Source organism: Pectobacterium nicotianae (genome assembly GCF_023272715.1).
GTDB lineage: Bacteria > Pseudomonadota > Gammaproteobacteria > Enterobacterales > Enterobacteriaceae > Pectobacterium > Pectobacterium brasiliense.
This window is the reverse complement of sequence record NZ_CP096821.1, coordinates 1267757-1291290: the sequence shown is the minus strand read 5'-3', so window position 1 is coordinate 1291290 and position 23534 is coordinate 1267757. Positions and strand designations below refer to the sequence as shown.

Here is a 23534-nt window from a genome sequence, read left to right as displayed (position 1 = left end):
GGGTTTTTAGCGCGGCGTTAATAAAAGGTAAAATTAGCCGGAGAATGGCCGAATGCCGCCCATCATTGCGGGCTGTGCACTGAGGTAAAGCAGGACGCCGGAGCCAACCAAAATCAGCCCGCCAGCAAACGCCAGAAGAGAAAACGTCGCACGCTGCCACACGGGCGAAGCACGGTTTGCACCTAAGCGCTCAACCACGCGACGGCAGTAAAAAACCAACACGGCCAGTGCCGAGATCGTGATCGCCGTTCCGGCAGCCATTACCAGCGCAGAGGCAACGCCCCACCAATACACGCCGATCACTTTAGAGAAAAGCAGCACCAGAATAGCGCCCGAACACGGGCGCATGCCCATCGCCAGCACAATCATCAGACGTGTGCGCCAACTGCTATCGCGCTCAAGTTCCTCATTGCTGGGGAGATGGCGGTGTCCGCAGCCGCAGTCGGCATCGTGCTGATGAGAAGAAGAGGAAAGCGCAGGCGTCGGGCGAAGCACCATACGTCTATCGGTTGATACGTTAAACTGGGTTACGTGAGAAGGCGTTACGTGCAAAGGCGTTACGCGCAAAATTGTCGCCGGTTTAGGCTGCCGCACGACGGCGATATACAGCTGTTTCAACGCACGGAAACAGAGCAGCAGCCCCAGCCCCGCCACCAGCACGAAGCTCCCCTTTTCCATCCAGAAACTGCTGTTATGCAACGTTCGACTAGACAGCTGCAAGATCCCTAATACCACGGTCACCAGTGCCACCGCCATCAGCCCCTGAACCAGCGACGCGGCAAGCGTCAACTTCAGGCTGCTTTTCAGCTTCGACGGATGTGTCGCCAGATAAGTCATAATGACAACTTTACCGTGCCCCGGCCCGACGGCATGAAGCACGCCATAGACCAGACTGAACATCATCAGACTCAGCCCCGCCTGATGCGGCTGCTGTTCCACCATCTGCAATAGGTGCGACATCTGCTGATGCAGCGATTTCTGCCAGATCGCGCTTTGCAGCACGATTTGCGGCCAGTATCCCACGATGTAATGCAACGCCGAGGCCAGCAGCGCCAAGAACAGCCACAGCGGCCACAGATCGCGCAGTCGGCTCAACAGCGGGCGCTGACGCGCCAGTGAGCCGAGGTTCACTGACATTGCAACGTCACCCGCTGTGCAAACTGTTTCCCCAGCTCCATGTCTTCATCCGGCGCATCGTTCTTATCCAGCGACAGCGCATAGGATTGCAGTTCAGCGTTAGGTTCCGGCGTGACGAGCGAGGTTTTACAACGTGAAGCCAGCGCAGGCGCCAGCGTAACGGCCTTATCGTTCTGGTAGGACATATCGACAAAGTAGGTAGGATCGTAAGTAGAAATCAGCAAAGGCTTGCCAGCCAGCGGCTGTGGATGCGCCAGCGGCAGCACAAACTCCAGTACCGCCTGATTGCCTTTGCGAGAAAGGTGATATTCGGTTGGCATCGGCGCATATTTCACGGGCTGACCATCACGATAAATATCGGTGAAATAATGCTGTCCTAACACATTCGCCATGACTTCCGCCGCCAGCTTTTTCCAGACTTCAGAGTCCTTATTCGCCTTCCCGGCGTCATACAACAGGTCAGCAGACGTGATGGGATCCATCGTCCACAGCATACGTAAACCGGTGATGTTGTCGTTCTGACTCTCAACTGTCGTCTGCATATCAATAAAACTGTGTGGGTGAGCGAAAACGGGCTGGCCGAACGCCAGACCTGTCATCAGCAACGTTATCTGTCCGCACCACCGTTTCAAAGCGTTATAATGTAACATTATTTTTACCACACTACGTTATCTTGACAATACGCGCCATGACTTAAGCCTTTTCGACCACCGTATGGTGACGGACAGAAGGCCGAATAAACAGGGCCGGAACCGCCAACAGCGCCATCACCCAGAACGTGCCGCCCTGCAGGTGTTCAAACAGGAAACCGGACACCATCGTCATCACCGCGATACTTCCGCCCATCGCCAGCGCGGAATACACCGCCTGTAACCGCAGAATGTCACCACCGGTACGTGCGGCGATAAAACGCATGGCAGCCAGATGGCAGACGGTGAAGGTGCCACAGTGCAATATCTGTATCACAATCAGCCACGGCAGAGCCACCGTCGCCCCCATCAAGCCCCAGCGCACCACGCCGCATACGGCAGAGAGCAGCAAAAGCTGTCTGGCACTCCAGCGTCGAAACAGGCGTTGACTGAAGGTAAAGATAACAATCTCCGCGACCACACCTAACGACCAGAGATAGCCAATAATCGAGGCGGAATAGCCCGAATCCTGCCAATAAATGACGCTGAAACCATAGTACGCCGCGTGTGCACCTTGCAGCAGCGACACGCAAAGCAGGAAACGCCATACCGCGGGTTCGGTTAGCAATCGTTTCCACGGCGTGACGCTAACCGACTGCGCAGTCGATGTTGCGGCTTGCGGCATCACGCTGGGGCGAAGCAGCATACCTAATAGCATCACAACCAGCCCCGCGCTGAGAATGGCCAGAATCGCGGGGTGCCCCCAGATTGCGACCAGTTCGCCCGTTGCGGCAGAAGCGATAACAAACGCGATCGAGCCCCAGACGCGTACCTTGCCGTAATCCATCACAACCTGCCGCTGCCACGTCGCCGCTAATGCATCCGTCAGCGGTACCAGCGGCGCAAAAAACAGGTTAAACCCGATCATCACGATCATCAGCCACAGCCAGGCATTCCCCAGCCAGAAACCAACAGCCAGCGCCAATGACAGCAACGCCAGCCCACGTAACACCGTAATCAATTTGGACGGATCTTTCACGCTGGGCGTGATGACCAGACTGCCGACGAAGCGCGCCACCAGCCCCGCGCCCAGCAGCATGCCGATCGACTCAGCGGACAGCCCCTCGCCTTTCAGCCACCCGCCCCAGAACGGCAGGAAAACGCCATAGCAAAAAAAGTAGGTGAAATAGCTCAGCGCCAACCAGCGCGTCGATTGCAAAACCATGATTCCTCCCTTTCGATGACGAACTCCCCTAGCTTCGGCACTTTTTTGCTCGCTACTCTTTTTTGCCGGTTACTGTGTCAGAGTGCACACGACGGTGCAACGCGTTATTCACCATTAAACGTGAACGGAGATAGTGCCCTGATCGACAGGCATAAAAAATTTCCGGGAGAAATTTTCAACGTCGCTTGCGACGGCCCGTAGGGTGGCGGCCAAGGATGGCACGCCATAAAAAAACGTAGGGAACGTTTTTCAACGTCGCTTGCGACGGCCCGCAGGGTGGTGGCCAGGGATGGCCGCCATAAAAAACGCCAGCACTCAGGCTGGCGTTTAGGAAGTGTTCCGACAGTGATGTCAGAGAAAATGCCGAATTATGCGTAAACCGGGAAGCGGGCACAGATCTCCAGAACTTTCTGTTTCACACGTTCAATGGTCGCTTCGTCGTTGATGTTGTCCAACACATCACAGATCCAGCCAGCCAGTTCACGCACTTCCGCTTCTTTAAAGCCGCGACGGGTTGCCGCTGGGGTCCCGATACGGATACCAGAAGTCACAAACGGGCTCTTCGGATCGTTAGGCACGCTGTTTTTGTTCACGGTGATGTTTGCACGGCCCAGCGCAGCATCAGCTTCTTTACCGGTCAGGTTTTTGCTCACCAGATCCAGCAGGAACAAGTGGTTGCTGGTTCCACCAGACACCACGTTGAAACCACGTGACAGGAAGACTTCAACCATTGCTTTGGCGTTTTTCGCGACTTGCTGCTGATAAACCTTGAATTCAGGCTCCATCGCTTCTTTCAGCGCAACCGCTTTACCCGCGATAACGTGCATCAATGGACCGCCCTGACCACCAGGGAATACCGCAGAGTTTAGTTTTTTGTACAGCTCTTCGTCGCCGCCTTTCGCCAGAATCAGGCCACCGCGTGGGCCAGCCAGCGTTTTGTGCGTGGTGGTGGTCACGATGTGGGCATGAGGAACCGGGTTAGGGTAAACATCCGCGGCGATCAGACCGGCAACGTGCGCCATATCGACAAACAGGTAAGCACCGATGCTGTCAGCGATTTCACGCATCTTCGCCCAGTCAACCACGCCAGAGTAAGCAGAGAAACCGCCGACGATCATTTTTGGCTTGTGCGTACGCGCCAGTTCAGCCATTTCGTCGTAGTCGATCTTGCCGCTTTCGTCGATGCCGTAAGGAATAACGTTATACAGTTTACCTGACAGGTTAACCGGAGAACCGTGCGTCAGGTGACCACCGTGCGCCAGGTTCATACCCAGAATGGTGTCGCCCGGCTGCAGCAGCGCGGTGTAAACGGCAAAGTTAGCCTGAGAGCCGGAGTGCGGCTGAACGTTGGCATAATCTGCACCGAACAGCGCTTTCGCACGATCGATAGCCAGTTGCTCAACGATGTCCACATACTCACAGCCGCCGTAGTAACGTTTGCCCGGATAACCTTCAGCATACTTGTTCGTCAGCTGAGACCCTTGAGCCTGCATAACGCGTGGGCTGGTGTAGTTTTCTGACGCAATCAGTTCAATGTGCTCTTCCTGACGCACCACTTCTTGCTCCATTGCTTGCCACAGGTCGGCATCATAATCGGCAATGTTCATTTCACGCTTTAACATCCGGATCTCCTGACTCAGCTAACATAAATATACTGGGAATTAATGGCCCATTTGGGAATTGGGCTACCCTTTTGGGGAATGGCGTATAGTGTAAACCGTTTTTCCCTAATGAAGATAGGTCTTGACAGAGGTTTTTACGCAAACGATTAGCTACAGGCAGCGCAAGGCTTCAGCAAATATCTGCTGCGCAGTGGTAAACGGATTTTTCTTCATTCTCAACCTGCTATTTCTTCATGTTATTCCCTTTGGCTCTGCCTAAAAACCCCTACCACCAAAAAGGTAATTTACAGCGGCGGACAAACCCAATAAGATGCATATAAAATACAACTTATAAGTCATGCCAATAAAAAGGAGTCACCATGCTGGATAACCAAACTATCGCCATCGTTAAATCAACCATTCCTCTGCTGGCGGAAACGGGCCCGAAACTAACCGCGCATTTTTACGATCGCATGTTTACGCATAACCCTGAGCTCAAAGATATTTTTAACATGAGCAACCAGCGCAATGGCGATCAGCGTGAAGCGTTGTTCAATGCCATCTGTGCTTATGCAACGAATATTGAAAACCTGGCTGCGCTGCTGCCTGCGGTTGAGCGTATCGCCCAGAAGCATGCCAGCTTTAACATTCAGGCCGATCAGTATCAGATCGTCGGTAATCATTTATTGGCAACGCTGGATGAACTGTTTAGCCCAGGGCAAGAAGTCCTGGATGCCTGGGGTAAAGCCTATGGCGTGCTGGCGAATGTCTTCATTCAGCGTGAAGGCGATATCTACCGCAGTACCGAAGCGCAAAACGGCGGCTGGAGCGGCGTGCGGCCTTTCCGTATTGTGAACAAACAGCCACAAAGCTCGGTGATTACCAGCTTCACGTTGGAACCCACCGACGGCCAGCCTATTGCGGATTTTCAACCGGGCCAGTATCTGGCGGTTTACATCAAGCATGACAGCTTTGCCAACCAAGAGATTCGCCAATACTCTCTGACTCACGCGCCAAATGGAAAATCCTACCGGATTGCGGTGAAACGTGAAGCTCAAGGCACTGTTTCCGGCTATCTGCATGATACCGCGCGTGAAAGCGACATCATTCATCTGGCGGCACCGCACGGCGATTTCTTCCTGGATATCCCCGCTTCTACACCGGTTGCCCTGATTTCTGGCGGCGTGGGGCAAACCCCGATGCTGGGCATGTTGCATACGCTCAAGCAACAGAATCATCAGGCGAAGGTGCTATGGCTACATGCAGCAGAAAATGGCACAGCGCATGCGTTTGCGGATGAAATCAAACAAACAGGACAGTCTCTGCCGCAGTTCCAGCATCACATCTGGTATCGGGAACCGCAGCAGGTCGATCGCCCAGGCGAAGATTATCATCATCGCGGGCTGATGCAGTTGGCCTCGTTAAAAGATGAATTAACCACGCCAGATATGCACTATTACCTGTGCGGCCCTGTGGTTTTCATGCAGTTTATCGCGCAGCAGTTGCTGGCTATGGGCATCCCCGCTGAGCAACTGCATTACGAATGTTTTGGTCCACATAAAGTCGTCTAACCCTCATTGGTGACGGATCAAACCCAAAGGCCGCTTCTGCGGCCTTTTTTCATCTTTCAGACCGCCCCCCTTCCCAAAATACTTTATCGATCACACTTTTATGCGCTGATACACAAGCGCTCCACTAAAAAAGAGGTGGGTCACAAAAAACAATACCTTATTAAAATAATATTTCATTTTTAATGAATAGTTATTTCACCAAAGGAGCTGTGTTTATAGCCTAAATAATTCGAGTTGCAAGAAGGCGGCAAGCGAGGGAGTCCCGATGAGCTTACTCGGGTAAGTGATTCGGGTGAGCGAACGCAGCTAACGCACATGCAACTTGAAGAATGACGGATATAGGCATCGCCCTTGAATCGGCTTGGGTGCACAATAAAAGCCCGACGTTCTCGCTAAAGGCCGTGACAAGAGCGATAAAAAACAGCGACCTTCCTTTGATAACGCCTGGGTTCATTAACCGTTTTCGACTAACCAACAAGGGATATGTCTGACCATGGCAAAACGTTTTTCAGAAAGTATAGCTTTAGCTCTGATACTTTCCGCCCCTTTCACACTGGTACACGCTAAAACGCCCGCCGCGGCACACCAGACCGCCGCACCGGACAGCGTTAACTTACTGTCAGGTTCAACACTAGGTGAAAAAACCGGCTTATCCGGTAACGTTACCGTTCGGGATATTCATCTGCCTGCCACCATTATTATAAGAGACCAGCAAGGTCAGAAGCGGCAGACACAGACCGATGAGCAAGGAAAATATCACCTCGATGTCTCTGGCCTTACACCGCCGTTGCGCCTTTTAGCCATCGAATCCGGCGGCAATAACTGCCTGCTGAATAATATTTCCCGTGCAATCTGCCTGTCTGCTGTCGCCCCATCATTGCATGACGGTAAAGAGAATATTGCCAATATCAACCCGCTGACTGACCGCATTACCTCAGATATTGCGGTGGCAGCAGGCTACATTGGTCCACAGCAGCTAACGGACGACACGGCATCACCGAAACTGGACGCCGCAGCATGGAAAAAAGCCTACGCCGATTTTCATGCAGGCTTTAATGACGCGTTAAAACAGGTAGGCGTCAGCGCGCCCAAGAGTTTCGATCCTCTGACTTACCCTGCGGCCCAGCAGGATGCGGTCACCAAAATCGTCAATGTCATTAACCATACCCGCAATTATCACAACGACACCGGCTATTCTGGCCATACGGTGCTGACCGACAGCGCGTTCCATCCCATCGTCGGTCTGAATAATAAAGGCGATTATGAACCGCTGGATTACCGTTCTGCCCGCCAGAGTCTGGACGCGATCCAGAAAGCACAAACCCGCATTTTCATCGTCGGCGACTCAACCGCGGCAACCTATGAAAAAATGCGCTTCCCGCGTATGGGATGGGGTCAGGTTTTTGAACAGCAGTTCAGTAAAAATAGCAGTGTGAAAGTCGTCAATGGCGCACGTGCAGGCCGTAGCTCACGCGACTATTTCTACGAAGGCTGGTTCCGCCAGATGCAGCCGCTGATGAAAGAGGGTGATTTCCTGTTTATTCAAATGGGACACAACGATCAAAACTGCAACAGTGCAAAAGCGGTACGTGGCCCGGCGGATGTCGCTAACCTCTGTACTTACCCGAACGATGCGGCAGGGAAAAAGCAGGCCCCGCAGGGGAAAGCTGATATGTCATTCCAGACATCGCTGGAGCGCTACATCACTTTCGCCCGTCAGCACAAACTCACACCGGTTCTGTTGACCCCGACGACCCGAGTAAAAACGGCTGACGGGAAAAACGGCACGCCAGCGGTACACAGTCACTTCACCAAGCAAAACGCGGAAAATGGCTATGCTTTCGTCGGCGATTACAGCCAGACCATCAAGAATACGGCTGCGGATAACAAGGTCATTTTGCTGGACGTTGAGCCTGCCACTATTGCGTTGGCAAACCAGGGCAACAGCGACCATTGGAAACAATACTGGCTGGTAATCGATCCTAAGCAATACCCTTACTATCGCGATCAGGCGGGTAGCCTGAGCAAACCGGATACCACCCATTTTCAGAAAAAAGGCGCTACCGCCGTGGCAGGGATTGTCGCTGATGCCATTCGGCAAGAGCCAGCTCTGGCAGCATTAGCAGAGAAAACCATCAAACAACACCAGTAGTCATTCGTCAGGAAAATAATAAGACAGAGCCACACGCGGCGTAATAATACCGCCGCGTCGTATATAACTCATTAAAGGACTATGGATATGATAAACACTGCACATCTTCGCAAAACTCTGACCTTAGCCATGTTAATTTCCTCGCCCTGGTCGCTAGCGCAGGCTGCCGACTACAATGCGCTGGTTTCTGCCAATGCAACGGGTGCCAACGCCTACAAAACCATCGCTGAAGCCATCGCCAGCGCACCAGCAGACAGCTCGCCATTTGTTATCTATCTGAAAAATGGCGTGTATCACGAGCGATTGGTCATTACGCGCCCTAACATTCACCTACAAGGTGAAAGCCGTGACGGCACCGTGATCACCGCGACCACCGCCGCTGGGATGCTCAAACCCGATGGCAGCAAATGGGGAACCTCCGGCAGTTATACCGTGAGAATCAATGCGCCGGATTTCAGCGCCCGCTCGCTGACCATCGGCAATGGTTTTGATTTCCCTGCCAATCAGGCCAAAGCCAATGACGATCCGACCAAAATCAAAGATACGCAGGCCGTTGCGTTACTGGTTGATGACAAAGGCGATCGTGTCTGGTTCCACGATGTTAGCCTGACGGGCTATCAAGACACGCTCTATGTCAAAGGTGGACGCAGTTACTTCTCCAAATGCCGAATCAGCGGCACCGTTGATTTCATCTTTGGTAATGGTACCGCGCTGTTTGACAATTGCGACATTGTCGCGCGTAACCGTACCGACGTGAAAAATCAGCAGATGGGCTACCTCACCGCCCCCAGCACCAATATTAAACAAAAATATGGTTTGGTCATTATCAATAGCCGTGTGATTAAAGAGAAAGGCGTTCCCGCGAAAAGCTATGGTCTGGGTCGCCCCTGGCATCCAACGACCACGTTTGACGATGGCCGCTATGCCGATCCTAACGCCATCGGTCAGACGGTCTTCCTGAACACCAGTATGGACGACCATATCTATGGCTGGGACAAAATGTCCGGTAAAGATAAACAAGGTAATACAATCTGGTTCCATCCGCAGGACTCACGCTTTTTCGAGTATAAATCCAGCGGTAAAGGAGCAGAGAAAAACGCTCAGCGCCGTCAGTTAAGCGATGCGGAAGCAGCAGAATACACCGTAAACAAGGTGCTGGCAGGTTGGGTTCCTACTGCACCTAAAGGGAAGTAAATGTGACGAAGCCAGCCTGATAGGCTGGCTTCTATACTCGTCATACTTCAAGTTGCATGTGCGTTGGCTTCGTTAGCTCACCCGAATCACTTACTTGAGTAAGCTCATCGGGACGCCCTCACTTGCCGCCTTCCTGAAACTCGAATTATTTAGAGTATACATGGTATTGACGAGGCGATTAAATCGCTTCTTCGTCCTCTTCACCGGTACGAATACGGACAACGCGGGCCACATCAAAGACGAAGATTTTACCGTCGCCAATTTTACCCGTTTGCGCAGTCTGCGTGATGGTTTCCACACAGGTATCGACGATGTCATCTGACACGACAATTTCGATTTTTACTTTTGGCAGAAAATCGACCATGTATTCTGCACCGCGATACAGCTCGGTGTGGCCTTTCTGACGACCAAAGCCTTTAACTTCTGTTACCGTCATCCCTGTGATGCCCACTTCAGCTAACGCTTCACGCACATCGTCCAGTTTGAACGGCTTAATAATCGCATCAATTTTCTTCATGGAGGAACCTTTGTGTTATCTATGTTGCGGCCAAAGCCGAGCATCAGCAAGTGGACAGCATGTCAGAACTCAGGCGGACAATCTACACCCGCACGGCTCTCTCAGCGCTAGTCTTTAAAATCGTTGGCATCCAGCTCGTGGCGGCCCAACAGTTTATAAAATTCCGTTCGGTTACGCCCGGCCATTCGCGCGGCCTGCGTCACGTTACCTTTTGCGATCTGTAATAGTTTTCGCAAATAGTTAAGCTCAAACTGATGACGTGCTTCAACAAACGTTGGCAGGGCGGTATTTTCACCTTCCAGCGCTTGTTCAACCAGCGCATCGCTGATCACCGGTGCGCTGGTCAGCGCGACACACTGTTCGATGACATTCACCAGTTGACGCACGTTACCCGGCCAGCTTGCCGTCATCAAGCGCTTCATCGCATCGGTTGAGAAGGTGCGCACAAAAGGCTTGTGGCGATTAGCAGATTCACGCAGCAGATGGTTTGCCAGCATCGGGATATCTTCAGCACGCTCATGCAGCGCTGGCAGCTTCATATTCACCACGTTGAGCCGATAATAGAGATCCTCGCGAAATTCGTTCTTCTCCATCGCCTTCGGCAAATCACGGTGCGTGGCGGAAATAATCCGCACGTCAATGTCCAAATCGCGGTTGCTACCCAGCGGGCGGACTTTTCGCTCCTGCAGAACGCGCAGCAGCTTAACCTGTAAGGACAGCGGCATATCGCCGATTTCATCTAAAAACAGCGTGCCGCCTTCCGCCGCCTGAAAAAGCCCTTCACGGCTGCTGACCGCGCCGGTAAAAGCCCCTTTCGCATGGCCGAACAGCTCCGATTCCAGCAATGGCTCCGGCAGCGCACCGCAGTTAATTGCAATGAAGGCTTTCTTCGCACGCGGGCTCGCCGCATGAATCGCCTGAGCCAGCACCTCTTTCCCGGTGCCGCTCTGACCGTTAATCAGCACGCTGACGTCCGACTGCGCGACCATTCTGGCCTGCTCCAGCAGACGCAGCATAATCGGGCTGCGCGTCACGATGGTTTCACGCCAGCTTTCATCCCCCGCTGGGGCGGACAATGCCAGTGCTTCGTCTATCGCTTTGTAGAGCGCATCACGGTCAACGGGCTTCGTCAGGAAGCTGAACACCCCCTGCTGGGTAGCCGCAACCGCATCGGGAATGGAACCATGAGCGGTTAAAATGATCACCGGCATCCCCGGCTGATAGCGCTGAATTTCGGCAAACAGCGCCATACCATCCATTTCATCCATACGAAGATCGCTGATCACCAGATCGAACGTCTCGCGCGTTAACAGCCGCAGCGCCTCTTGGCCGCTCTCCGCGGTCATCACGCTAAATCCTTCGCTGGTCAGCCGCATGCCCAACAGTTTCAGCAGGCTGGGGTCATCATCCACGAGCAACAAACTCGCCGTTTTTCGGGCTGTCATTGTCTTGTTGACTCCTTCTTCGTCGTCGCGTTGTCCGTATGTGATTCCATCGGCGGCGTATAGGTGTCATCCGCATCAACTGGCTCATTTCTGGATTTCGTTGCCGAATTGCGCGAAGCGTCTTTATTTGTACTACTGCTATTCGCACCGGAACTACCACGACGATCGCCGTCGTTATCTGGCATTTCCCCCGACAGCTGTTTACGAGACGACAGTTGACGCTCAATATCCGTCAGATTTTCCAGTTTCTGCGTGGTGGTTTCTAACTGATATTGCAGGTGACTTTGCTGTACACGCAGGGCGTCTAGCTGCTTGTCGCTGGACTCCTGCAAACGCTTATAGCGCAGACGCTCATCCGATAGCGCCAAGAACAATGTTTGCCTGTCACGCCAGGTTTGCATCAGCGGGCGCAGCGCCGCCGGGAAAGCCAGACGATATAAATTGATCTGTTCCAGCACCTGGCGGCGTTCAACCTGAGTAATACCGGCATTATCCAGCAGGATGCCCTGCTTAAACACGCTATCCCAGCTATCACCCGCAACTTGCCCGGCTTCCTCACGTGCCTGGAACTGTGTTAAACGCCCGGCACAGTCCATCGCCCGCAACCAGTAAAGCGCGTTGTTCATGGATTCACGATCGTCGATCTGCCACAGATGCTCGCATTGCGCGATACGGAAATCGGCAACCTGCTCTTTCGGCGGTGTAGCTTCGGTCTCCAGCAGTGCAATGCCATTGTGCACGTTGCTGTTACACGCAGCTAAAATGAGTGGCGATGACATAAGCGTCGCCTTCAACAGACGGGAAAATCCTCTACTCGCCAGCCATCCCTTCATAAATCCTACATTCATTCTCTATTCATTCTCGGATTATTCGTTATCGGACTATTCGTTATCAGACAATAAGGGCAGCTCGATGCGGAAACACACATCAGCATAGTCCACGGTAATCAGGCTAAGCTCACCACGCATACGACGGATGCAATCACGCGCGATGCTCAACCCCAGCCCGCTTCCTTTTACTGCACCACGGCGCTGATGGCTGCCCTGATAAAAGGGCTCAAAAATCATGCTCCGTTCTGCATCGGGAATAGGCGTACCATTGTTGGCGACATCAATCTGAACGCGATTGCCAATCTGACGGCTATGAATCCAAATGTTACCGGATTCCTTACCGTAGTGCACCGCATTGGAATAGAGATTATCGATCACTCGCATCAATAGCGTCGTCTCCGCCCAACAGTGATCAACGGCCAGCGTCACATCGGTATGAATCATTTTGGCGCGGGCAGGCAAGCTATGAGAGGCCACGACAATATCGACGATTTCTTCGATTTCCACCCGCTCCAGCTCGGTCGGCGTATCCGCCAGCTTACGATTGTAGTCCAGCAGTTGATCGATCAGCTGTAGCAGGTGGCGACTGCTGCTATCAAGAATAGCAACCACCTCTTTCTGATCGGCAGTCAGCGGACCAACCACCTCATCAGCCAGCAATTCAGTGCCTTCCCGCAGGCTAGCCAGCGGTGTTTTCAATTCGTGGGAGATATGGCGTAAAAACTCATGTCGCTGTGATTCGAGCCAGGACAGACGCTCGCTCAACCAGATAATGCGCTGCGCCAGCGTCCGAATTTCACGCGGCCCTTTAAAGGTGCTAGTGTTGCCCAGCGAGCGCCCTTCCCCAAGGCGGTTAATCATTCGCTCGACGCCATTAACTGGGCCGATAATCATCCGAGTAAAGAGAACCACCAGCAGCACACTGACCAGAAACAAGAGCAGCGCCTGCCAGCCAAAGAACTGACCACGTTCGGAAATAGCCTGCTGAAGCTGCTGCCCACGGGAGAAAACGACGTCACGCGTCACCTGCACCATCTGCCCGTTCGCGCGGGAGAACCCTTCCAGCAGGCTGGATGCCGTTTGTTCCGGGCCGCTGTTATGGCAGCGTATTTCACCGAGCTGAGTAAGGAGTTGACGTAGCGTCTGGTAATAACGGGGATCGGGCAGGACCTGTGCGTGAGAATCCAGCATTTGCAAATACTGTTTACGCTGGTTCTGATAGAGCGTCGCCAGCGTCTGATCGTCCAATACGCAGTATTGCCGGTAGCTACGCTCCATCGCCAGCGCAACGCTGGTCATTGCCTCACTGCGTCGAGCATCCGTCAACGTTGTCCGGTTAATATCCGCAGCCTGTTCGCTCAGCATGTTCAGGCTTTGATAAGCCTGATAGGCCAGCACCAACAGCGGCAGCAAAACCAGCAAGAACGCCATAATTACTAATTGCCGCAGGGAACGCGGGAATAAACGCCATCGTTTCAAAGAAATCATCTCGTTACCTATCGAATCCGCTCTGATGCTAACTGAGTCTTATAAAAGTTCAACGTTTTCCCTTACGACATGCGCAACGCTTCGCAATGTGGCATGAATACCACGGTAAGGACGGCAAAAGTAACGCCGTAAAAACAATCAGGGGGGATTCTCTGGGGAGAAGTGGCGGGGTTAAAACGTCACGCGGCCAGAAGAATCGCTCCCTCTGGCCGCGTAACTGAATAGGCGGTGCCTCACTCAACGTGTCGCCCGATGCTTGATAACGTTCGTTTTCACGCCCGATTATCGGTCTGGTGGACGATAGGCACCCTTTCTTTTGGCATCATTCCAGATGTTATGAGCGAAAATGTTTGCCAGTTAGCAACGCAATCATAACCAGTTGAATGAGCAACTCTACTTAAAATGCACTTATCATGCCAAGCTTGAGTGATTAATTTTAACTAACTGATTATTAATAAATTTAATTTAAAACATCGCCGATAAATACATAACCCGGAATACAAATAACGAAAATACGCGCAAAAGAGACGATTTATGTCGCTAAAAACAGACAGCTTTATGATGCCATCACACCGCTCATATAAATCAAATAGTTAAATGTCACCAATTAGAGACAGTAAAAAGCCTGTCCGTCGCAAAAAAACGACAAGCTGAGAAAACAGACGTAAAAAAGGGGCCGAAGCCCCTTTCTCTGACTGACCTAAACTTAGCCCAGCTGTCTACGCGCATTGCGGAACATACGCATCCACGGGCCATCCTCGCCCCACTCTTCCGGGTGCCAGGAGTTACTGACGGTACGGAACACGCGCTCAGGGTGCGGCATCATGACCGTTGCCCGACCGCTAGTGCTGGTGACTGCCGTAATACCGTTTGGCGAGCCATTCGGGTTAGCCGGATAGTTCTCAGTGACCTGACCATAGTGGTTGATATAACGCAGCGCTACCAGACCGTGTTCTTCAATCGCCGCCAGATGGGCATCGTCGCGAACTTCAACCTGACCTTCTCCGTGTGAAACGGCAATCGGCATGCGCGATCCGGCCATATCATTCATGAACAACGACGGGCTTTTCTCCACTTCGACCAGGCTGAAGCGCGCTTCAAAGCGATCGGATTTATTGCGGACAAAACGCGGCCAGAGATCGGCGCCCGGAATCAGCTCACGCAGGTTGGACATCATCTGGCAACCGTTACATACGCCTAGCGCCAGCGTATGTGGACGCAGGAAGAATTCAGCGAATTCATCGCGTACGCGAGAGTTGAACAGAATGGATTTAGCCCAGCCTTCACCCGCACCCAACACGTCACCATAAGAAAAGCCGCCACACGCAACCAGCGCCTGGAAATCCTGCAAGTTACGGCGATTCGCCAGCAGGTCGCTCATATGGATGTCGATGGCATCAAAGCCCGCACGGTGGAACGCCGCCGCCATTTCTACATGAGAGTTCACACCCTGCTCACGCAGGACAGCCACTTTAGGGCGGACATTCTTAGCGATATAAGGTGCAGCAATATCTTGCTGCGGATCGAAGGTCAGCGACACGTTCAGGCCGGGATCGTTATCATCCTGTCTGGCGATGTGTTCCTGATCGGCACACTGCGGGTTATCACGCAGGCGCTGCATCTGCCAGCTGGTTTCAGCCCACCAGCGACGCAGCGTTGAACGGCTTTCCTGATAGATCGCTTCTGCACCCTGATTGATGGTGAAACGCGTGCCTTCTTCAGCATGACCGAGATAATGCACACAATCTGCCAGACCATGCAGTGCCAGAACCGCTTCCACTTCCGCACGACGTGCCGCAGGGATCTGGATTACTGCGCCAAGCTCTTCGTTAAACAGCGTCGCCAGCGTATCTTCGCCCTGAGACGCGATATCGACAGTCACGCCGCAATGGCCAGCAAACGCCATCTCCGCCAGCGTAACCAGCAGGCCGCCGTCTGAACGGTCGTGATAGGCCAGAAGCGCTTTATCCGCGACCAGTTGCTGTATGGCATTAAAGAAGCCAGCCAGTTGCTCAGGGCTATGCACATCTGCCGTCTTACGACCCAGTTGGCGATAAACCTGTGCCAACGCCGTCGCACCCAGCGCTTTATTGCCTGCACCCAAATCGATGAGCAGCAGCGCATTATCCTGTCCGGTACGCAGCTGTGGCGTTACCGTGTTACGCACGTCTTCCACACGGGCAAACGCAGAGATCACCAGCGACATCGGCGAAGTGACCGCACGATCTTCTCCCTCTTCCTGCCAGCGGGTTTTCATCGACATGGAGTCTTTACCCACCGGAATCGTCAGACCCAGCGCAGGGCACAGTTCCTCACCCACGGCTTTCACCGCATCGTACAGTCCGGCATCTTCGCCCGGATGCCCTGCGGCTGCCATCCAGTTCGCAGACAGCTTCACGCGAGTCAGCGGGCCGATATGCGTGGCCGCAATGTTCGTCAGCGCCTCACCCACCGCCAAACGCGCGGAGGCCGCGAAGTTACGCAACGCGACTGGCGCACGTTCACCGATAGACATGGCCTCGCCGTAATAGCTATCAAGGCTGGCACTGGTCACCGCACAGTCAGCCACTGGCACCTGCCACGGACCGACCATCTGATCGCGGGCTACCATACCGGTAACAGAGCGGTCACCGATGGTGATCAGGAAGGTTTTTTCCGCGACAACAGGTAAGTGCAGCACGCGCTCGACCGCTTCTGCCAGATAGATTTCATCACGCTGTAGCGGCGTGCCTTCTACCTGCTTGCGCTCAACGTCACGCAGCATCTTCGGCGTTTTGCCCAGCAGCACATCCAGCGGTAAGTCGATAGGCTGGTTGTTGAAGTGACGATCGTTCATCGTCAGATGCAATTCTTCCGTCGCCTCACCAATCACCGCATAAGGTGCGCGTTCACGGCGGCAAATCTCATCAAACTGTGCCAGCTGTTCTGGCGCAACGGCCAGAACGTAGCGCTCCTGCGATTCGTTACACCAGACTTCCAGCGGGCTCATGCCCGGCTCGTCGTTCAGAATATCGCGCAGTTCAAAGCGACCACCGCGACCACCGTCGCTCACCAGTTCCGGCATCGCGTTAGACAGACCGCCCGCGCCGACATCGTGGATGAACAGAATCGGGTTGGCTTCACCCAATTGCCAGCAGCGGTCGATCACTTCCTGACAGCGGCGCTCCATTTCTGGGTTATCGCGCTGTACAGAAGCAAAATCCAGATCCGCATCAGACTGACCCGATGCCATAGAAGAGGCTGCACCGCCGCCCAGACCGATATTCATGGACGGTCCGCCCAGTACAATCAGTTTGGCACCGACGATAATTTCGCCTTTTTTGACATGATCGGCACGGATGTTACCAATGCCACCCGCCAGCATGATCGGTTTATGGTAGCCGCGCAGCTCTGTGCCATTGTGGCTATCAACACGCTCTTCATACGTACGGAAATAGCCCGTCAGTGCAGGACGACCGAATTCGTTATTGAATGCCGCACCGCCCAATGGGCCTTCGGTCATGATATCCAGCGCGCTGACAATACGCTCTGGCTTGCCGAACTCTTCTTCTTCCCACGGCTGGACAAAGCCAGGAATGCGCAGGTTCGATACGGAGAAGCCCACCAGACCCGCTTTTGGCTTGGAGCCACGGCCTGTCGCGCCTTCGTCACGGATTTCACCACCGGATCCCGTTGCTGCGCCCGGCCACGGTGAAATGGCGGTTGGGTGGTTATGCGTTTCAACTTTCATCAGGATATGGGCGTCTTCCTGATGGTAAGTATATTGCCCGTTAGGATCGGTGTAGAAACGGCCGACGGCGGAACCTTCCATGACGGCGGCGTTGTCTTTATAGGCAGAGAGAACGTGATCGGGAGTGTGTTCAAAGGTGTTTTTGATCATTTTGAACAGTGACTTCGGCTGAGTAACGCCGTCGATCACCCAATCAGCGTTGAAAATCTTGTGGCGACAGTGCTCAGAGTTCGCCTGGGCGAACATATACAGTTCGATATCGTTAGGATTGCGGCCCAGTTTGGTGAAGGCTTCCAGCAGATAGTCAATTTCATCTTCTGCCAATGCCAGTCCCAGACGGACGTTCGCCTCTTCCAGTGCCTGACGTCCTTCCAGCAGAATTTCGATACGCTTGAAAGGGGCAGGTTGATGATGAGAGAACAGCGCTTCGGCCTGTTTCAGGTCGCTAAATACGCTTTCCATCATTCGGTCATGCAGCAGTGCCCCCAGTTGCTGCCACTGTTCATCGCTCAGCGTAGGCGCATGAATATAGAAAGCCAGACCACGCTCCAGACGCAGTACTTTGCTTAACCCACAGTTATGGGCGATATCCGTTGCTTTGGAAGACCACGGCGAAATGGTACCGGGACGCGGCGTGACCAGTAACAGATGGCCTTGCGGCTCGTGCTCCGCGAGAGAAGGACCATACTTCAGCAAACGTGTCAGTTTGGCCTGTTCATCGTTGTTCAACGGGGCGCTGACATCGGCGAAATGTACGTATTCAGCATAGATATCACTGACCGGCAAAACGTGCTCTTTGCAGCGGACCAGCAATTTATTAATACGAAAAGCCGATAAAGCAGGTGAACCACGCAGTATTTCCATAATCTAAAGTTCTCTCGTCTTCGATGCACTGGCTGCGATACAGCCATGGGGCACAACAGGGGGGAAACGCGCATATTATAGAGAATCCTTCCCTCGGACGAAACCGTTTGCGTGGCGATAATTTCACTTCGCGTCCGACGAATGATTAATCGGTGACCAAATCAATAAAAGTTGCACACTGGCGGTTTGTTAAGCAAAATGCCCCCACTCTGGGAAATGACGTATAAAAAAACTGCCGTTACAGACAGCCTGGCCACACGGCCGCCGAGAGATAACTATTTGAAGCCTTTAAAATTAAATTATTTTTTCATCGGGATTATCACGTTACTGCTGGCGTTAGCGCTATGGCCTAGTATTCCCTGGCGCAGTAGTCAGGATGTACAGCTCAGGCAGATCCTCTCACGCGGTGAGTTGCGTATCAGCACGGTCAACTCACCGCTGACCTATGCAATGAGCAACGGATCCCCGACAGGTCTGGACTATGAACTGGCAAAACGGTTCGCCGATTACCTCGGCGTCAAGCTGGTAGTATCGTCACGCAAGAATCTTGACGAGCTGTTCGACGATTTAGACGGTGACGATGCCGATCTGCTGGCTGCCGGGCTGATCTACAACCATGAGCGTCTGGAACGCTTCCGCGCCGGCCCAACCTACTATTCCATTTCACAACAGATGGTGTACCGCCTCGGTTCACCCCGTCCAAAAACGCTGGATAAACTGCAAGGCCGCCTCGTTGTCACATCCGGTTCCGCACACGCCGCTACCCTGCGCGATCTAAAAGCGGAGAAATACCCGCAGCTAAGCTGGGAATCGGCCTCCGATCAGAGCACGCAGGAATTATTGAAGCAGGTTGCCGACGGCAAACTGGACTATACGCTGGGTGATTCGGTCACCATCGGCCTGATGCAGCGAATTCATCCGCAGCTTGCCGTCGCCTTCGATCTCAGCGACGAAGAGCCGGTTACCTGGTATATGCGCCGTTCACACGATGACAGCCTGTCCGCCGCGCTGCTGGATTTCTTCAGCCAGATTGTCGAAGACGGCACGCTCGCGCGTCTGGAGGAGAAGTATCTCGGCCATGTTGGCGAATTTGACTATGTCGATACCACCACATTCCTGAGCGCGATTGATGAAACGCTGCCGGATCTGCGACCGCTGTTTGAAAAATACGCCACCGATATCGACTGGAAGCTGCTGGCCGCCATCTCCTATCAGGAGTCACACTGGAACCCGCTGGCGACCTCCCCTACCGGCGTGCGCGGACTGATGATGCTCACGCGCAACACGGCAGAAAGCCTGAACGTCACCGATCGAGTCGACCCTGAGCAAAGTATTCGCGGCGGTGCGCAATATATGTCGCACATGATGCAGAAAATGCCGGACACCATCCCAGAAGATGAAAAAATCTGGTTTGCGCTGGCGTCTTACAATATGGGATACGCCCATCTGCTTGATGCACGTAAATTGACCGAAAAACAGAAGGGTAACCCCGACAGCTGGGTCGATGTGAAGATGCGCCTGCCGATGCTGAGCCAGAAGCGCTATTACACGCAAACCACCTACGGCTACGCGCGCGGACACGAAGCCTATAACTACGTGGAAAACATTCGGCGTTATATGGTGAGTCTGGAAGGTTACCTGATCGAGAAAGAAGCTAAAGCGCAACAACAAACCCAGATCGCGCAAGGCTATCCGGCCGTGCCTCTCAGCAAGGTACCGGAATAAAAAGAACCGGAATAGAGCCGTATGGAAGGGAAAACGCCCCGCTACTCCTGCGCGGCGTTTTTCTCGGCAGCACGACGGGCTTTATGCTGTTCACGACGCAGGCGAAAGAACGAACTGAGCGTTGCAGAACATTCATCAGCCAGAATGCCGGATTCAATCACGATCTGATGATTCATACCGGGATGACGCAGAATATCCACCAGCGACCCCGCCGCACCCGTTTTCTCATCTGACGCGCCATAAACCAGGCGGCCAATACGGCTGTGTATCATCGCACCCGCACACATGATGCACGGCTCCAGCGTGACGTACAGCGTTGTCTCTAGCAGGCGGTAATTCTGCAACACCTGCCCTCCCTGCCGTAACGCCATAATCTCAGCGTGCGCGGTAGGATCGTGATGCCCAATCGGCCGGTTCCACCCTTCGCCGATGGCTTCATTATCCAGCACCAGCACCGCACCAACCGGCACTTCGCCTTCATCCTGAGCGCGCTGAGCCAGCATTAATGCATGGCGCATCCAGTATTCATCGTTACGCAGGTTAACCACGTTTCCTCACTTAGAACCTATCCCATTAGGGCTATTTCACTTGCCATTTTGAACCTGGGCAGTGCTCAAAATCCTCACGTACTACGTGTACGCTCCGGTTTTTCCGCGCTGTCCGAGTCCAAACTGGCTGCGCCAATAAACGCCTACTGGAATAGGCCCTTATTATTCATATTTTGGCGGCGCATTATACCTATATGAAGAGATGAAAAATCAGATGAAAGGATGAAAAAATCATTCCAGCTGTTGCAGGCTACCTTCGGGGGTGACTCGCCAGCGGTGTTCGCAAAAATAGAGCAGCGGGTTGTCCTGTTTGCTGTCGCTGTAACCACTGTAGAGCTTGAGCGGTGCGCCAAGACGCTGCTCCATCTGTGCCACTTTTTCATGTCCGAGACAGCGCAGCGTTAATACCCAGCCGCCGTAGCGGCGCGTAATCTGGCTTCCCATCAGACGAACACCGGGCAGAAAAGGCGAATCATGATAGACCTGTTCCACCAGCCGCTGCGGCGATCCCGTCACCAGCCAGACCTGTGCATCACTGTCTTCAAGATAGGTTTTCAGCCGCTGCTGAACCTGCGGAAATGGAATGACATCATGACGAAACGCGCCGACAAACTGCTTTTCCAGTTGAACCAGCTCGTCTTCATCACGCCCAAACGTAATCGCCCACAGCAGCCAGCTCATCGGCCACCGGGCCGCACGACCGCGAATCAGTAGCCCCAGCCCGATAAGAGGTAATAGCGGGATCACCAGAACGAGATTTAACGGCAGCCGACGAAGTAAAAAACGCAAAAAGCTGCCAAACATGTCCTGCTGATGCAACGTGCCATCCAGATCAAAAAAAACAATGCGTTGCTCTCGCTTATCACTCAAAACATTTCTCCCGACTTACACCAAGATAATTTTATCCGCCAATCAGCGCCTCACGCAGATAACCGTTGTGTTGTTTCAGGCGCTCACGCGCCGCTGTCACGTCAATATTAGCCAGAAGCATCAGAATTGCAGGCTTAACCTCATTATCTGCCTGCACCAGCGCCTGCCGCGCCTTTTCCCGCTCGGCACCCGTCGCTTCAACCACAATACGGCAAGCCCGGTCCAACAGCTTCACGTTGGTTGCCTTCACATCGACCATCAAATTCTGGTACACCTTTCCCAGCTTAACCATTGCGCCGGTAGAAATCATATTCAGGACGAGTTTTTGCGCCGTTCCCGACTTCAAGCGCGTCGACCCCGTTAACGCTTCCGGGCCAACCACCGGAGAAATCGCTACCTGCGCTTCCAGTGCGATGGGTGAATGCGGATTACAGGAGATCGCCGCTGTCCGGCAGCCAACGTCACGCGCATAGCGCAATGCGCCAATCACATACGGCGTCCGGCCTGATGCCGCAAGGCCGACAACCATATCCGCCGCGGTGACATCCAGCGCTTTTAAATCCGCCTCACCGAGTGCAGGGTCGTCTTCCGCACCTTCAACTGCCTTAAGCAACGCACCCGGCCCACCGGCGATCAACCCGATAACCAGCCCGTGTGGCACGCCAAACGTCGGCGGACACTCTGAGGCATCCAGTACGCCCAAACGGCCGCTGGTCCCCGCGCCCAGATAGATTAGCCGCCCACCCTCCTGCAACGAGGCCGTTGCCAGATCGACAGCCTCGGCAATCGCAGGTAAAACCTGCGCAATGGCTTCAGGCACTTTCCGATCTTCCTGATTAAACGCGTGCATCATCTCCAGCGTAGAGAGCTGATCCAGCGCCATCGTCGCCGGATTCCGAGTTTCGGAAACCAACTTCCCTAAATTAAGATTCTCTCCATCCATCACATCTGAACGCATTCTGCTACCTCATGCTTTATGCCAGCGTTTTGCACGCTTATGACAAACAATCATTTTCACCACTATACCCGTCATACTTCAAGTTGCATGTGCGTTGGCTGCGCTACTCGGCCCACTCACGTGGACCTCGCCCCGTTGGGGCCGCTGCAAGCAGCGTTCAAATCTGCCTCTGGCAAATTTGTCAGTCACCCGAATCACTTACCTCAGTAAGCTCATCGAGATTCCTTCTCTTGCCGCCTTCCTGAAACTCGAATTATTTGGGGTATATATGCTTTTGAGAGCTGTGAAAGTACGCTATTCTGCATCGAATTAACCCTCCACATTCATCTCGCAAGGTAAACAGAGAAACCTCAGTGCGACTCTCCAGGTTCAGACTCTCCAGTTACACGCTTTTCTTTATTAGCTGTCTGCTGTTTCTGCTGGCGGGTTCCCTACGTGCGGACTGGGATTTTATTACCATTAATCAGCGAACCGAGCAGCTTTATGGCCCGGCAACGCCCGATGCTCGCCGCCGAATAGATGAATGGCAGACGCTCTTGGCCAATTCCCTCAACAAAGAGGAAAAGGCTCTGCTGAGTAGCGTGAACCAATTTTTCAATGACCGTATGCTGTTTCGCGATGATATTGTCGTCTGGAATCAGGAAGATTACTGGGCTACGCCGATTGAAGCGCTGCGTAAAGGTGCCGGAGACTGCGAAGATTATGCGCTTGCCAAGTATTTTACTCTGCGCCATTTAGGCGTCCCGGCGGACAAATTACGTATTACCTATGTTAAAGCCCTGCGTCTGAATAAGGCGCATATGGTGGTCACCTATTATCCCACGCCAACCTCGATTCCGCTGGTGCTGGATAATCTGACCGACAAGATCCAACCCGCGACAGAGCGCACTGATTTAATTCCGGTGTACGCCTTTAATGGCGGAGGCCTCTGGCTGCCCGGTGCCAGCGGCAGCAACAAACGCGTAGGTGACAGTAAACGACTTTCACGCTGGCAGGATGTATTAACCAAAATGCGTGCCGAAGGGTTTTCAATTGAGGAGTAAGGGTAGG

17 protein-coding genes are annotated in these 23534 nt (G+C 53.4%); 5 read left to right on the top strand and 12 right to left on the bottom strand.

Annotated features, from left to right (window positions below; translation table 11 throughout):
* Positions 1-33 precede the first annotated feature (33 nt).
* The 4 genes from MYB54_RS05665 to glyA form a co-directional block, all read right to left on the bottom strand.
* The gene (locus MYB54_RS05665; RefSeq protein ID WP_014916226.1) at positions 34-1137 is read right to left on the bottom strand and encodes a nickel/cobalt transporter; all 1104 of its coding nucleotides are present in this window, start codon (positions 1135-1137) and stop codon (positions 34-36) included.
* A complete protein-coding gene (locus MYB54_RS05660) occupies positions 1128-1787 on the bottom strand; it encodes a DUF1007 family protein (protein ID WP_014916227.1) in 660 nt (219 codons plus the stop codon). Before MYB54_RS05660 ends, MYB54_RS05665 begins: the two co-directional genes overlap by 10 nt.
* 43 nt (positions 1788-1830) lie before the next feature.
* Complete coding sequence (locus tag MYB54_RS05655; RefSeq protein ID WP_014916228.1) at positions 1831-2991, bottom strand: 3-phenylpropionate MFS transporter; 1161 nt, start codon at positions 2989-2991, stop codon at positions 1831-1833.
* 368 nt (positions 2992-3359) lie between these two features.
* Positions 3360-4613 (bottom strand): serine hydroxymethyltransferase, encoded by a 1254-nt coding sequence (gene glyA / locus MYB54_RS05650; RefSeq protein ID WP_014916229.1) that lies wholly within the window; start codon positions 4611-4613, stop codon positions 3360-3362.
* 359 nt (positions 4614-4972) lie between these two features.
* Between glyA and hmpA the strand changes: the two genes are divergently transcribed.
* From hmpA to pemA, 3 genes are all read left to right on the top strand, one after another.
* The gene (gene hmpA / locus MYB54_RS05645) at positions 4973-6163 is read left to right on the top strand and encodes an NO-inducible flavohemoprotein (RefSeq protein WP_014916230.1); all 1191 of its coding nucleotides are present in this window, start codon (positions 4973-4975) and stop codon (positions 6161-6163) included.
* 493 nt (positions 6164-6656) lie between these two features.
* A complete protein-coding gene (paeY, locus tag MYB54_RS05640; RefSeq protein ID WP_248721620.1) occupies positions 6657-8315 on the top strand; it encodes a pectin acetylesterase PaeY in 1659 nt (552 codons plus the stop codon).
* Between the two features lie 87 nt (positions 8316-8402).
* Positions 8403-9509: a pectinesterase PemA gene (gene pemA / locus MYB54_RS05635; protein ID WP_014916232.1), complete on the top strand. Its 1107-nt coding sequence runs from the start codon at positions 8403-8405 to the stop codon at positions 9507-9509.
* A gap of 178 nt (positions 9510-9687) precedes the next feature.
* Here pemA and glnB read toward each other — a convergent pair whose 3' ends face one another.
* The 5 genes from glnB to purL all read right to left on the bottom strand — a co-directional run bounded on the left by glnB (position 9688) and on the right by purL (position 18383).
* The gene (glnB, locus tag MYB54_RS05630) at positions 9688-10026 is read right to left on the bottom strand and encodes a nitrogen regulatory protein P-II (protein ID WP_005970202.1); all 339 of its coding nucleotides are present in this window, start codon (positions 10024-10026) and stop codon (positions 9688-9690) included.
* 107 nt (positions 10027-10133) lie between these two features.
* Positions 10134-11471, bottom strand: a complete 1338-nt coding sequence (gene glrR, locus MYB54_RS05625; RefSeq protein ID WP_010280116.1) for a two-component system response regulator GlrR — start codon at positions 11469-11471, stop codon at positions 10134-10136.
* Positions 11468-12319, bottom strand: a complete 852-nt coding sequence (gene qseG, locus MYB54_RS05620) for a two-component system QseEF-associated lipoprotein QseG (protein ID WP_371928271.1) — start codon at positions 12317-12319, stop codon at positions 11468-11470. Before qseG ends, glrR begins: the two co-directional genes overlap by 4 nt.
* A gap of 33 nt (positions 12320-12352) precedes the next feature.
* Positions 12353-13789: a sensor histidine kinase gene (locus tag MYB54_RS05615; protein ID WP_039463803.1), complete on the bottom strand. Its 1437-nt coding sequence runs from the start codon at positions 13787-13789 to the stop codon at positions 12353-12355.
* 706 nt (positions 13790-14495) lie between these two features.
* On the bottom strand, positions 14496-18383 hold the full coding sequence (gene purL / locus MYB54_RS05610; protein ID WP_119870752.1) for a phosphoribosylformylglycinamidine synthase: 3888 nt from the start codon (positions 18381-18383) through the stop codon (positions 14496-14498).
* 216 nt (positions 18384-18599) lie between these two features.
* Between purL and mltF the strand changes: the two genes are divergently transcribed.
* Positions 18600-20108 carry a membrane-bound lytic murein transglycosylase MltF gene (gene mltF, locus MYB54_RS05605; RefSeq protein ID WP_039498557.1) on the top strand — a complete coding sequence of 503 codons (1509 nt, stop codon included), beginning with the start codon at positions 18600-18602 and terminating at the stop codon, positions 20106-20108.
* A gap of 41 nt (positions 20109-20149) precedes the next feature.
* On the opposite strand, the gene tadA is transcribed toward mltF, so the two are convergent.
* The 3 genes from tadA to murQ form a co-directional block, all read right to left on the bottom strand.
* A complete protein-coding gene (gene tadA / locus MYB54_RS05600; RefSeq protein ID WP_014916236.1) occupies positions 20150-20626 on the bottom strand; it encodes a tRNA adenosine(34) deaminase TadA in 477 nt (158 codons plus the stop codon).
* A 261-nt stretch (positions 20627-20887) separates the two neighbouring features.
* Complete coding sequence (gene yfhb / locus MYB54_RS05595) at positions 20888-21526, bottom strand: phosphatidylglycerophosphatase C (protein WP_010280128.1); 639 nt, start codon at positions 21524-21526, stop codon at positions 20888-20890.
* Between the two features lie 31 nt (positions 21527-21557).
* Positions 21558-22484 (bottom strand): N-acetylmuramic acid 6-phosphate etherase, encoded by a 927-nt coding sequence (murQ, locus tag MYB54_RS05590; RefSeq protein ID WP_039498559.1) that lies wholly within the window; start codon positions 22482-22484, stop codon positions 21558-21560.
* 353 nt (positions 22485-22837) lie between these two features.
* Here murQ and lapG point away from each other — a divergent pair, with 353 nt between their 5' ends.
* Positions 22838-23527, top strand: a complete 690-nt coding sequence (gene lapG / locus MYB54_RS05585; RefSeq protein WP_119870754.1) for a cysteine protease LapG — start codon at positions 22838-22840, stop codon at positions 23525-23527.
* The last annotated feature ends 7 nt before the right edge of the window (positions 23528-23534 follow it).